Raw genomic sequence first — 12,992 nt, 5'->3', positions numbered from 1 at the left:
CAACCATCCCGGTGCTGCTGCAGATTTACCCGATCTGCCGGATCAGGTCCAGTCTCCCACGACCACGAAGGGACCCCAGTGGTAGAGGTGCCTCTGCGGGTCCGGCCCACCGGCGGACCTGAGGGCCGCCCGATGCAGGGCCAGCGGTGCACCGGCCCCAGCCCCCAGTTCCTCGTGGAAGGCGGTGAGCAGCTCGGCCGCGGAGTCGTCGGCGACCTGCCACTGGCTGACCACCACGCACGAGCTGCCGCCGAGCAGCAGGGCCCGCGTGAGGCCCACCGGCTCGTCCCCGGGCCGCTGCTCGTTGACCCCGGTCTCGCAGCCGCTGAGCACCACCGTCCCGCAGGCGGCGGTCTGTCCGCCGAGCAGGGCGGAGGCCCGCAAGCGGCCGTCCGCGAGATCCATACCGCGCTCGAAGCCGTCTCCGACCGACAGGACGCCGTGGGCGGCGAGGTGGACCAGGCCGTCCTCACGCAGGGCCTCGCGCACTCGGGCCAGTGAAACGTTCGCCCCCAACTCGGCCTTCACTCGTAGGAGGTCGGCTACGACCCGGGCCTCGTGCACCGCCCTGGGCAGGTTCTGGCGCGGATCACCGAACACCGCCGCCCGCCCCCGCCTGGCCTCGCCCGCCCGCCCGGGCCGCTGCCACAGCCCGTGCAGGATCGCCGCCGAGGGCGCGTAGCACACGGGGTTGCGCAACAGCAGCGGGACACCGTCCACGGGCAGGGTGTGCAGCGGCAGTTGGTGCAGCAAGCCGTACGGCACCAGATGGACGAGATCCCCGGGAGCGGACCACTCGGCCAGCGGGGCCACCAGCGGCGCGAGGCGGTACCAGTCGCTCACGTCGCCCTCGTAGTCCTCCATCATCATCCGGACCCCGCCCGGCACCTGGAACCACATCCGGGCCGGCTCGGCGAGCGCCTCGTACGACAGCGGCACCGCGGCCATGCGGGGTTCGTCCCAGTCCGACCGCAGTCCGTACACCAGCGTGCCGGCGGGCACGCACCGGTACTGCACGAGCAGCACGCGCCGCCCGTCCGCCCGCTGCTCCTCCGCCTTCAACGCGATGCGCAACCGCGCCACGGTCACGGGCCCGGGCAGCGGGATCCGGCCGATCCGCCCTTCGTCGGACCCACCGAGCGCCTCGACGCCGTCGAGCAGCGCCCGGGCCTTGGCCCGCTCCAGCCACCACAGGGCGGCAGAGCTGTCACCCAGACGGTACTGCTGGAGTTCGAAGCCCAGCCGGTAGACCTCCTCCTTCCCCCGGACCGCGGCCATCCTGGCGGCCTGCGCGCGCTCCGGAGCGGTGTCCGCCACGGCTGCCTTCGACCTCAGTCGGTCGATCGCGACGGCAGCGGCGTCGAGGAGCCGGGCGCTCGCCGTCCAGCGTTCCCGGCGCACCTCGGGGTCCGGGTGCCGGTCTCCCGACTCCAGGGCGTTGACGGCCCGGTGGAAGGAACCGCGCCACGCCTCGCCCGCGTAACCGGCCCGACGGCGCAGCTCGGACGCCTCCGCCAGCAGAGCGTCCGTCTGCTCATACGCGTCGGCTCCCATCCGGTTGACCTCTATCAGGGTCAGGGCCTCGAACGAGAGCGTGTCGGCGAGCAGGGGACCCAGACCGTAGCCGCGGCAGACCGCCTCGGCGAGCGTCAGATACCGGCCGCAGCCGTCCCAGTCCCGGCGGACGAACGCCTCCTGGTGCCTGAGGTGGCACAGCTTGACCAACTGAACGTGGGCCGCGAGGTCGGGCGGCGTCTGCCCGAGGAGCCGCTCCGCCGCTGCGAAGCGCTCCTCGATCTCGGCGGGGGACGACACGGGGACACCCCGGCCGGCGGCCACGGCCGCAACCCACGCCGCCGTGGCCAGGCACTGCGCCTCCTCCGACCGCAGTCCTTGCCGGTGTGCCTGCGCTGCGCCCCGCAGCAGGACGGACACCGCCTCCCCGGGGCCGGAGTCCGCCAGGTGGGTACCCAGCGACAGAGCCACGTCGGCCGCCAGGGGTGACGGATGACCGGTCGACGCCGGCCCGTCCTGGACCTCGCGCAGTGTTGCCGCAGCCTCCTCGGTCAGCCCCATCAGGGAGAGCGCCGCGCTGCGCTGCACCGCCTGGGCAACGGACTCCTGCACCGAGCCCGAGTGCGGGGAGGTGTGCAGTTCGGTCTGGCCGAAGTGGCCGCGCCGGGTCAGGGTTTCCAGGAACGCCGCCTGACGGGCGCTCTCCGCCGCCCACATTCCCAACTGCTCGCTGAGGGCCTGCGCGCGGACCAGGTGCCGCTCGGCTCGGGCCGCGTCCCCGTGCACCAGGTGCCAGCTCGACAGGGTCTGGTGGACCGACAGCTCACTGCCGATGTCACCGCCTTCACGGAAGCCACGGACGGCGGCCCTGGCCATGCCCTCGCCCGCGGGGACCCCGTACCGCAGCAGCAGGTCCGCAGTCGTCCACCGCGCCCGGGCGCGGGCCATGACTCCGCCCGCCTCGCGGATCCGGCCCGCCACCGCCTCCAGCGCCCGTACCCGGGCGCCCCAGGACTCCGGCGGAGGAGGAGCGCTCCCGAAGGCGTTCGCCGCGAGGACCTCCTCCAGGTCGGCCTCGGCCTGGAGGAGGTCGCTCTCGGCCACGGACCACAGGTCACCGCGGGCCTGGGCGGTCGCCCTCGCCTGCCCCAGCCACTCTGTCGCGCCCCCCGGGTCGGCCGGTGCAAGTCGCAGCAGCCGGAACGCGCGACGCTGCACCCGCTCGGCCGAGCGCGGTGCACCCGCCTCCCCGCACAGCCGTACGGCCGTCGCCGCGTGGCGCAGTGACTCCTCCCGGCGTTCCGGTCGGCCCCCTTCGAGGGAGAACAGCACCGCACTGACCAGGCAGGCGAACTCGGCTGCCCCGGCCCGATCGTGCGGGGAGCTCTTCGGGGCAGCGACCACTGCCTGGGCATCCGCCAGCAGCTGAGCCGCCAGGCCCGGCTTCGCCTCCGGCGCCTGGGCGAGCAGCGGCGGGTACCGCATCCACAGGCCGGCCGGGCTGGACGAGGCGAAGCACCCCTTGGCGCGCTGGGCCATCGCGGCCGCCGCCCCGACCAGCCCTCGCTCCAGCAGCGAGCGCAGGACGACCACCCAGGCCGCCGCATCGCGCCGCAGCGACTCCTCTCCCAGCTCCGAGACCACCCGCTCCAGCGCGCGGTACCGCCGCTGGTCCAGCAGGCCCTGGAGCACCGCGCCTTCCGCTGCTCCCGATCGCACCGACACCAGCTCCCCTTCCACGGATGCGGCCGGGCCGGCCGCCGAGGGCAATCGAGCACTTCTCAGCGGCCCGTCCCGGCATGCTCATAGCTTGTCCCGCACCTGCCCCACACCGCAGGAAGTCCGCCGTATCGCAGCAGGACCCCCGTGCGGCGGGCACCCGCCAGGCCGCCATTCGCGCTGAGGCGCAGCAGCGCAAGGGCGAGGAGGCCGACCGAGTCGCCCAGAGCAACATCTCCGTCCTTCGGCCCCGGCTCTCACCGTGGATTACGACATGCTTCTGACCCAGGAGTGCGGCGCTGACCGCATCGACGATTACACCCGAGCCTGGGCGCTGTCCACCAAGGATGTCCTCGACCGGGTCAAGGGGAACGGGGACGGATCCGGACCTCCGCCCATCTCCTGCCGCTCCACCACGTCAACGCCGGACTCAGCGACTTCCTCGCCCACGGCGCGGGAACGACGGCCCTGTGCACCCCGGCGCTGTCCCTCCTCGCCTTCACCACCGGCACGGTCCTGGTCGCCCTCGTCCTGTTCCGCTGGGAGCACGCCGAATCCCGCCGACGAGAGCACCGCACCCGAAACGGAAAGGCCCCGCCTTCCCGTACGAAGTAGGAAGACGGGGCCGCGGACGGGGCGTACGCGCGCCTACGCGCAGCCCCTGTCAGGCCGCCCTTCGCTTGCCGCGCTGGCGGCGGGGCCAGGGGAAGAGCCGCAGTCGGCGTTTGGCGGCGAGGTCCTCCACCCAGCCGAAGGTGAGTACCAGCAGACCGATCAGCGGGATCGCCACCATCAGCGGTAGCCACTGGCTGGTCAGCAGCCACTGGGCGTGGTCGTAGAAGAAGCCGTTCGACCAGAGCTGGTCGATGAGCGGGATGGAGAGCACCAGCGCGCTCTGGTGCCACAGGTAGACGCTGACCGCGCGCGAGTTCAGCAGGCTGATCAGGCCGTTCCAGCGTTCCAGCGGCGCGGGCCACTGCTCCCAGGACGGACTGAGGTGGAGCAGCATGGCGACGTACCCGAAGGACCAGAGCGCCTGGGCGATGGGCCAGCTCTCGATGTCGGTCGGGTTGCTGGGATCGACGGGTCGGGTGAGCAGGTACCACAGACCCGCAACCATGATCAGCGGGGCGAGGGAGGGCACCAGGTACTGCGGGATCTTCTTCAGCAGGCCCTCCTGGTGGGCCATGCCGAGCAGCCAGCAGGAGCCGAAGGTGGTGAAGTCGGTCACCGTTTCCCAGATGCGGCCGTCGTGATCGAAGAACCCCGCGTTGAGGATCAGCGACAGCAGCAGCGGCACGAACACCGTGAGCCAGGGCAGCCGGCGCAGGCCGCGGAGCATCAGGGGCGAGAGCAGGACGTACCAGAGGTAGGCGCGCAGGTACCAGAGCGGGACGACCAGCTGCTGGGCCCAGATCGGCTCCAGCGTGTGGTTGAAGCCGTGGAGCGAGTCCCCGTACGGCGGGGTGCTCAGCGGGAGGATCCAGAACAACAGCTTGAACCACCACCAGCCGGGGTGGCCGTCGGAGTTGGGCCCCCAGCCGTCGATGATCATGCCGGTGAGCACGATCGCGCCGAACAGCCACATCGGCGGCAGCAGGCGGCGCAGACGGCCCCGGATGACACCGAGCGCCGGGCGGCTGAGCGAACGGGCCATCAGGGATCCGGCCAGCGCGAACATCACACCCATGGAGGGGAAGACGAGCGGGAGCCAGAACCAGCCGAAGTTGTGGTAGAGGATCACGCGGGCCAGGGCGAGGGCGCGCAGCAGGTCCAGATAGCGGTCGCGGCCCTTGCGGGGCTTCGGCGGGGCCTCGGGCGCGGGGGGCGCGGGAGGCTGGGGGATGCGCAGCTGGACGGTGTCCTGCCCGAGGGAGGGAACCATGGTCATGCCTCCACGGGTGCGGCGACCTCGCCGGTGCGCTGGAGCTTCTGCCAGCGCAGCCGGCCACCGGTCAGCGCGGTGATCGAGGACTGCAGCAGGACGATGTACATCAGCTGCCGGTAGACCACCTGCTGGACGGGCAGGGTGACCAGGTGCCAGGGCTTCTCACCGTCGAGGCGGAAGGCGTACCAGGCCAGCACGCCCTGGATCAGCAGGAAGCCCGCCCAGGCGGAGAGGGTCTTCGGGGCGTCGACGAAGAGCACCCCGTACAGCAGGAAGATGTCGATCAGCGGCGCGAGGAGAGGGGAGACCACGCCGAACAGCGCGACCATGGGCAGGCCCAGCCGGCCGAACCGTCCCGCGGGGCCGCGGTCGGTGAGCGACCGTCGGTGCTTCCACATCGCCTGCATCGTGCCGTAGCTCCAGCGGTAGCGCTGCGACCAGAGTTGCTGGAGGCTGGCCGGCGCCTCCGTCCAGGCGCGGGCCCGCTCGGCGTAGACGACCTTCCAGCCGTCGCAGAGCATCGCCATGGTGACGTCGGTGTCCTCGGCGAGGGTGTCGTCGCTCATCCCGCCGACCCGCCGCAGGGCGTCCCGGCGGAAGGCGCCGATCGCGCCGGGGATGGTCGGCATGATGTTGAGCATGTCGTACATGCGTCGGTCGAGGTTGAAGCCGAGCACGTACTCGATGTGCTGCCAGGCGCCGATGACGGTCTCGCGATTGCCCACCTTGGCGTTGCCCGCGACCGCGCCGATGCGCGGGTCGGCGAAGGGCTGGACCAGCTCGCGGACGGTGGACGGCTCGAAGACGGTGTCGCCGTCCATCATCACGATGATGTCGTGCGAGGCGGCCGCGATGCCGGTGTTGAGTGCGGTCGACTTGCCGCCGTTCTCCTGGCGGATCAGCCGGACGAACGGCAGGTTCATCGCCTCCACGATGTCCGCCGTGCCGTCGCTGGAGCCGTCGTCGATGACGATGACCTCGATCGGGTGCTCACTGGCGGCGAGGGAGTTGAGGGTGTTGGCGATGCACTCGCGCTCGTTGTAGGCGGGCACCAGGACCGTGACCGGTCGGGTGACCGGTGGCCCCCACGCGAAGTCGGGGCGCCGGGAGCGGCGACGGTGCAGGGTGGCGGTCACCAGCATGAGCGCGAACCGGGCGAAGTTGAGGAACCCGGCGATCGCGAGCAGGGTGACCAGCACCGGCAGCAGGTTCACCGAGAGCTGGGTGGTCCAGATGAACGCCTTGCCCGCCCACAGCTGGAAGCCGTGCACCGGCACGGTGGCGTCGGACGCCCCGAGCGCCTCGGAGATGGTGGCGAAGCGGTAGCCCTCGCCCTGGAGCTGGTCGAGGATCTGCCCGAGCGCGGTGACGGTCTGCGAGCGGTCGCCGCCGGCGTCGTGCAGCAGGATCAGCTCGCCCTTGCCGGGCGTGGTCGGCGTCGCCGCCTTCACGATCTTGTCGACACCCGGGCGCTGCCAGTCCTCGGTGTCCGAGTCGATGAACGCGGTGAGGTAGCCGTGCGCACCCGCGTACTTGACCACCGGGTAGTTCCAGTCGTCCATCGCGTCGGCGGTGGAGGAGTACGGCGGGCGGAACAGGGCGCTGTGCACTCCGGCGACGCCGGCGAGGGCCAGCTGTGTCTGCCCCAGCTCCCAGGCGATCCGGGCGTGGGACTGGTAGGCCAGGTCCGGGTGAGTGAAGGTGTGCACGCCGATCTCGTGGCCGCCCGCGACGATCTTCCGGATCAGATCGGGGTTGCGGGAGGTCATCGCGCCGGTGACGAAGAAGCTGGCGTGGATGTGGTGGGCGGCGAGCAGGTCGAGGATCTTCGGGGTCCACTCCGGCGAGGGGCCGTCGTCGAAGCTCAGCACCACGGTGTGGTCCGGTACGTGATAGCTCACCGGGTGCGCGTTCTTCGCTCCCCGGGCGTCGATGATCGGGCCGCCGTCCAACAGGTTCTGCGGAACGGTCGTCTTGTCGACGGAGACGGCGATCCGGTTGTCGTGGAAGACCTCGTTGGTGGCGAGGCCGCGCAGCACCAGGAGTGCGAGCAGGCAGGCCAGCACGGTGACCGGCATGAAGAACCGCAGGGGCGGCGCGGCGAGCCGGCGCGACCTCCGGACCGACTGCCGGGTGCGCTGGTGGCGGGACAAAGGGTGCTCCAGGTGCGGGTGGTACGGAGGATCAGGAATGCTTGCCCGGCTTGGGGGGCGTCGACCGTTCCGTCCCCTCGTGCGAGGTCGTCCCGCTCGGGCTCGGGCGAGATGTGGCGGAGGTCGTCGCACCGTGCGACTTGCCGGCCGATGGTTTGGGGTTGGGTGTCGGGGTCGTCGTGGCCCCGGATGGTGTGGGCTTCGGGGACTGCCGGGCGGACGTCGGCGACGCGGCGGGTTGCTGCGCCGGAATCCCCATGGCAGGTGCGTCCGACTGGACGCCGACCAGACTGCTGGTCATGGCGGCCGCCAACATCGCGCCGACCACACTCACCGGCCAACCGATGCCGCGCAGCAGCCGACCACGAAGGCCGGTCGACGAGACGAATACCGGTGCGGGCTCGGACCCCGGAAGAGTCGGCTCGGTGGTGTCGAGTGCTGTGGGGTGCACCGATCCACGCTCGATGGGGGCGATAGTTGGGCGCACCTGGGCGGGCCTTTCCATGCAGGGTGCGAAGACCGCGAAGGCGTAGGGGGGAAGGCTAATGCACGGGCCGGAGCTGATTTGGATTCAATGTCTGTTCTGTTCCGATTTGCACGATGTCCGTAATCGGATTGAAATACCGGTTGGCGCGTGTGACACCGTAGGATGCCCGCAAAATCACCGGGCTTTGGCCGGTACATGTACAACTGCTGGAGCCACGCCCGTGATCACGCGCACCCGTCGGACCCGACTGATCCGAGCAGGCGCCCTGGCGGTCGCCGGCCCGCTGCTCGCCGTCGGGTGCGGGCCGGGGGCGCCCACCGCGACACCCGCCGTGACACCCGCCAGCACAGGCTCCGCCGCCCCTGGCGCGAGCGCCGCACCCGCCCCGCCGTACGACGTCTCGGCGCTCCGCAAGCCCGGCGGGCGGATGCTGGGAGTGGCGGCGGCAGGCGAAGCGGGCGACCTCGCGCCGGTGGCCGCCTTCGCGGCGAAGGCGGGTCGGGCACCCGACGTGCGTGAGTACTACTACGACTGGGGCCAGGACTTCGACGGGGACGGCACCGCCGCGCTCTGGCAGAACGGCCAACTACCGCTGATGGTCTGGACACCGACGAACGTGCCGCTGTCGCGGATCGTTTCGGGGGCGGAGGACGACTACCTGAGGTCGTTCGCCAAGGGGGTCCGCAGCTACCCGGGCCCCCTGGCGATCAGTTTCGCGCCGGAGATGAACGCCGATTGGAGTGACTGGGGCCCGTCCCGCACGACGTCGGCCGATTTCGTGCAGGCCTGGCGCCATATCCACGACGTCTTCCGCGACCAGCAGGCCGTCAACGTGCTGTGGGTGTGGGCGCCGCACGCCAACGACATGGACCGCAAGGTGCCGCTGCGCCCGTACTACCCGGGTGACGACTACGTCGACTGGCTGGGGTTGGTCGGCTACTACGGTCCGACTGACGGCACCGCCTACAGCAGCCTGTTCACTCCGACGGTCAAGAGCCTGCGGGCCTTCTCGGACAAGCCGCTGCTGATCTCCGAGACCGCGGTGGCGGAGGGGCCGAAGAAGTCCGCGCAGATCGACGACCTGTTCGCCGGTGCGGCCGGCACGGACGGGCTGATCGGTCTGGTCTGGTTCGACGTGAACGGACGGCGACCGGGCGTCGGGCCCACCGACTGGCGGGTCGACAGCTCGCCGGCGGCGGCGAAGGAACTCGTGTATGCGGCCGCACATGCCGGGTTCGGCTGGTCGCCCGCGAGCGCGCGGCGAACGAGTTCGGGATGAGACCGTCGGCTGGCCCGAGGACGCGGGTCAGGGCTACGGGACGTCCCGGTAAGGACTGGCGGGCTTGGCGATGGGGGTCAGCGACGTGGCGTCGAGGGCCGGGACGCCGGTGCCGGGCCGCCAGGTGCCGGTGACGGCCACCCAGGAGTCGGCGGCCGGTGCGGGGACGCCGCGGATCTCGACCTTCACCACCCGGGCGTCGGCGGCGCAGCAGCTCACGATGATCCGGCTGAGCCGCCAGCTCCCGGCGGTCCCGGGCGCGGCAAAGCCGGTGAGCCGGACGGTGTGGCCGCTGAGGGACTCGGTGCTGTCCCAGACCGCGCGGCTGGAGAAGTCGCCGAGCGACAGCGTGACCGGGTCCTGCGCGGGGAGCGGCGGGAAGCCGGTGCGCTTGGCGATGGCCCCCGAGCCGTCCCGGGCCACGGTGTACGCGCCGAGGGCGGGCGGGGCGAACAGCAGCAGCATCACCGCCGGAAAGGCCAGCAGCCATGCGAGTCCCGGCCCGACGTGCTCGTGGTCGTCATGGGCCTTGTCCTGGGCGCGGGCCTGCCGGAGATCGCGTACGGCCGCCACCAGCCCGAGCAGAACGAGTACCGCCCCGGTGGCGATCAGAGCCGGCCGCAGACCCTGCTTGACGTAGCGCAGGTAGAGCGCGCTGAACAGGCTGACGCGCAGCAGGGCCGATCCGGTCAGCAGGAGCAGCGCGGCGGGCAGCAGGCGCCTCACAGCAGCCACCCCCCGACCAGGGTGCTGACCAGGAGCGCGGTGGCGAAGGTGGTGGTGGAGAACCGGGTGGCGAAGGCGCGTCCGAAGGTGCCGGTCTGGAGGGCGATCAGCTTGAGATCGACCATCGGTCCCACGACCATGAACGCCAGCCGGGCGGTGGGCGAGAAGCCGGAGAGCGAGGCGGCGACGAAGGCGTCGGCCTCGGAGCAGATCGACAGCACCACCGCGAGCACGCCGAGCAGTGGTACGGCCAGCCAGGGAGTGCCCGCGAAGGTCTCGAGCAAGGACGGCGGTACGGCGATGTTGAACGTCGCCGCGGCGGCGGCTCCGAGTACCAGGAAACCGCCGGCGTGCAGGAAGTCGTGCTGCAACGCCCGGGTGAAGGCCGCCCATCGGCCGTGCCCGTCTTCGCCCGGCGGCCGGTCGCGCAGCCGCAGCCACTCGGTGCGGCCCAGCCGCAGCCACAACCAGCCCATGATCATCGAGGTTGCGAGTGAGGTGAGCAGCCGGGCGAGCACCATCTCCGGGTGGCCGGGGAAGGCGATCGAGGTCGCCACCAGGACGACCGGGTTGACGGCGGGAGCCGACAGCAGGAACGCCAGCGCCGCCGCTGGTGCGACCCCGCGCCGGATCAGGCTTCCGGCGACCGGCACCGACGCGCACTCGCAGCCGGGCAGCACGGCCCCGGCCGCACCCGCGACCGGCACCGCCAGCGCGGGGTTGCGGGGCAGCACCCGGCTCAGCACCCGGTCCGGCACCAGAGCGCCGATCGCCGCCGAGACCACCGTGCCCAGCAGCAGGAAGGGCAGGCCCTGGATCACCACCGCCGCCAGCACCGTCCCCCACGCCTGAAGCGCGGGTTGCTCCAGCCAGCCGAGCAGGTCGGGCACCACCAGCAGCCCGGCGGTGCCGACGATCGCCAGTGCGAAGGAGCCGAAGGCCAGCGTCACGACGATCCGCGCCACCAGCCGCAGCACGTCGGACGGGCGCGGCCGCCGGGTCCGGGCCGTTGCCTCGTCGAGCACGGTCACCCGCCTTCGCCTGTTCCGCTGCCGACCAGCGGATCCGGGCGCGAAGCCTAACCGGTCGGCTCGATCGCCGACGCACCGGGCACGGAGAGTCCGTGCAGGCGGGCCGCGTCGTACGGGCGTGGCTCAGCGGGACCGGGGCCTCCCGGACACCCGGACCGGCAGCCCTGCCGAACAACCCTACCGATCGGCAGAACGGACCCCGGTCGGCATCATCCCCGCCTATGCCGCGGACCCCGCCGGGACACTGCAACCGACCACCTTCTTCTTCAAAGTCACGGAATGAACCGGACGGCCCCAGGTCGCTTCGGCCAACGTGGACGGTCAACCAGGTCCGCCAACGCCCGCTCGTCCCGAGCCGCCGGATCAGATCCTCGAACTGCTGCCGCGGACGCCCCGGCTGGGCACTGTGTGGAGCGTTTAACCCCCGTTCCACGTCAATCAGTTGTACTCGGATCGCGCAACAGGTGAAGGATCGGGACATGGCTCGGATCGTGCTCTTCCGCCGTTGCGCGTCCTGGACGGCGGCGCGCCGCGCAACAACCGGGTGATCGAGCGCATGACCCTGTTGTCGCGTGAAATCGCCGTGCGCTACGACCACTACCCCCGGGTGGCATACCGTCTGCTGGGGCAGGATCACTGACCGCGCCGGACAGCCCTTGCCCGCGCCTGCCTCGATTCCCCGACGAACCGAACCGTGGACATCGCCTCGGTGCAGTTGGGCCGGTCTTCAACGAGGACTACTTGGGCGAGGTCGAGAGGGCCCGGACGGCCAACGTCTCTCGGTCCACCCGAATCCGGCCCCGCGCTGCACGTCTACGCCGGGCTCCCGGCCGGGGAGTCCGAGCATCCGGGCGCGGACTTCCGGACCGGCCGACAGGAGGGCTGTGACCTCCCTCTCGCGAAGTGCCCGGCAGTTAGTTGTTATCGCCACTGAGCCTGCCGGTCTCCTCTGATGTCGGCGCAAGAGGCGTCGGCCGGCCAGGGGCGGCGCGCGTGGAAGTACACGGCCGTGCAGCCGCTCCGAGCCGCCAGGAGGAGCCAGGGAGCCTTTCATGCATTCCGTTCGTCGTAGGCGGAGGATCGCCGTCGTCATGGCCACCGGTGCCATAGCCATCGTGCTGAGCGCATGCGGTCCGGACAACGGCGGATACGTTGCGGACACGGCAGACGCCCCGCCGGCGACGGCGGCAGCGACCGGCATCGGTTCCTCGTCGTCCGCAGCCGTCGCCTCCCCGTCGGCGTCCGCCTCCCCGTCGGCGTCCGCCTCCGCGACCAGCGAGGGAGCCACACCGCCTCCGGCCACGGCTGCGCCGACCAGTCCGACAGCCACCAAGGCCCCCTCCAGCCCGGCCGCGGCGAAGGCCCCGACCCGGACTCCGACCCCGAGCAGGGCCGAGGACCAGCAGAGTTCGGACAGGGCGACGTCGGCCAACGCCCCGGCGAGCCCCGGTCGCACGACGTCCGCGCCGGCCCCGGCGAGCCCCGACACCACGGGAGCGGACCGGACCGCCGGCAGTGCCGAGGCGCTCTCGTTGAAGCTGATCAACGAGGAGCGTGCCCGCAACGGCGTCCCTGCCCTCGTCGTCAAGGCCGACCTGACGGACTTCGCCGTGCGGTGGGCCCGTCACATGCGCGAGACCGGGTTCGCCCACTCCGAGAACGCCTCCGGTGCCGGGCCCAGCCTCACCGGCAGCCGGACGCTGACCGGAGAGTGCATTGTCATGTGGAGCGACGCCTCGCTCACGGGGGAGCAGGCCGCCGAGCGGTTCCAGGAGATGTGGACCGAATCCCCGGGGCACCACGCCGCTCAGATCAACCCCCGTTACAAGGAGATCGGTATCGGCCTCTACCACGACTCCAGCGGCTGGTGGGGTGTGCACGAGTTCGCAGGCTGACGCAGGGCACCGGTGCCGGTCCGGGGACACCGCCGAGCATCCCCGTCACGTGGTCAGCACGGAGACAGCATCACCGACCGGCTTCGACCCGAGGACGAAGAACGGCACGGACATGACAGCCATGAAGCTTCGCCATCGTCGAACGTGCTGGTCGGGGGTGCTGGCGCGGCGGTTCTTCGGGGCATGGGTGCTGTCTCCGGAAGCGGGGAGAGGACGGGGGGCCGCCCGGGACCTTGTGGGCCGGGCGACTGGTGGAGATGCCGCGGCGGGGGGGGGGGGGGGGCCGGACCACAACAACC

The 12,992-nt window shown here is 71.6% G+C and carries 8 protein-coding genes; 3 read left to right on the top strand and 5 right to left on the bottom strand.

Annotated features, from left to right (window positions below; translation table 11 throughout):
* Nucleotides 1-42: 42 nt before the first annotated feature.
* From ACFQ87_RS10275 to ACFQ87_RS10265, 3 genes are all read right to left on the bottom strand, one after another.
* Nucleotides 43-3,234: a CHAT domain-containing protein gene (locus ACFQ87_RS10275; protein WP_380610197.1), complete on the bottom strand. Its 3,192-nt coding sequence runs from the start codon at nt 3,232-3,234 to the stop codon at nt 43-45.
* Nucleotides 3,235-3,898: 664 nt separating this feature from the next.
* Entirely contained in the window at nt 3,899-5,119 is a 1,221-nt protein-coding gene (locus tag ACFQ87_RS10270; RefSeq protein WP_380610196.1) for an acyltransferase, read from the bottom strand.
* A gap of 2 nt (nt 5,120-5,121) precedes the next feature.
* Entirely contained in the window at nt 5,122-7,200 is a 2,079-nt protein-coding gene (locus ACFQ87_RS10265; RefSeq protein WP_380610276.1) for a bifunctional polysaccharide deacetylase/glycosyltransferase family 2 protein, read from the bottom strand.
* Nucleotides 7,201-7,982: 782 nt separating this feature from the next.
* Here ACFQ87_RS10265 and ACFQ87_RS10260 point away from each other — a divergent pair.
* Complete coding sequence (locus ACFQ87_RS10260) at nt 7,983-9,041, top strand: glycoside hydrolase family 26 protein (RefSeq protein ID WP_380610195.1); 1,059 nt, start codon at nt 7,983-7,985, stop codon at nt 9,039-9,041.
* 33 nt (nt 9,042-9,074) lie between these two features.
* Here ACFQ87_RS10260 and ACFQ87_RS10255 read toward each other — a convergent pair whose 3' ends face one another.
* Together ACFQ87_RS10255 and ACFQ87_RS10250 are read right to left on the bottom strand one after the other, a co-directional pair.
* Nucleotides 9,075-9,776, bottom strand: a complete 702-nt coding sequence (locus tag ACFQ87_RS10255; RefSeq protein ID WP_380610194.1) for a TIGR03943 family putative permease subunit — start codon at nt 9,774-9,776, stop codon at nt 9,075-9,077.
* Complete coding sequence (locus ACFQ87_RS10250; protein WP_380610193.1) at nt 9,764-10,792, bottom strand: permease; 1,029 nt, start codon at nt 10,790-10,792, stop codon at nt 9,764-9,766. The genes ACFQ87_RS10255 and ACFQ87_RS10250 overlap by 13 nt, the downstream gene beginning before the upstream one ends.
* A gap of 511 nt (nt 10,793-11,303) precedes the next feature.
* Here ACFQ87_RS10250 and ACFQ87_RS10245 point away from each other — a divergent pair.
* Together ACFQ87_RS10245 and ACFQ87_RS10240 are read left to right on the top strand one after the other, a co-directional pair.
* The gene (locus ACFQ87_RS10245; RefSeq protein ID WP_380610192.1) at nt 11,304-11,438 is read left to right on the top strand and encodes a hypothetical protein; all 135 of its coding nucleotides are present in this window, start codon (nt 11,304-11,306) and stop codon (nt 11,436-11,438) included.
* 412 nt (nt 11,439-11,850) lie between these two features.
* Nucleotides 11,851-12,693: a CAP domain-containing protein gene (locus ACFQ87_RS10240; RefSeq protein WP_380610191.1), complete on the top strand. Its 843-nt coding sequence runs from the start codon at nt 11,851-11,853 to the stop codon at nt 12,691-12,693.
* Nucleotides 12,694-12,992: the final 299 nt, after the last annotated feature.

Origin of the sequence: Kitasatospora sp. NPDC056531, assembly GCF_042794375.1 — a bacterium.
Lineage (GTDB): Bacteria > Actinomycetota > Actinomycetes > Streptomycetales > Streptomycetaceae > Kitasatospora.
Note: the sequence above shows the minus strand (reverse complement) of the source record. Positions and strands in the feature narration are given on the sequence as shown.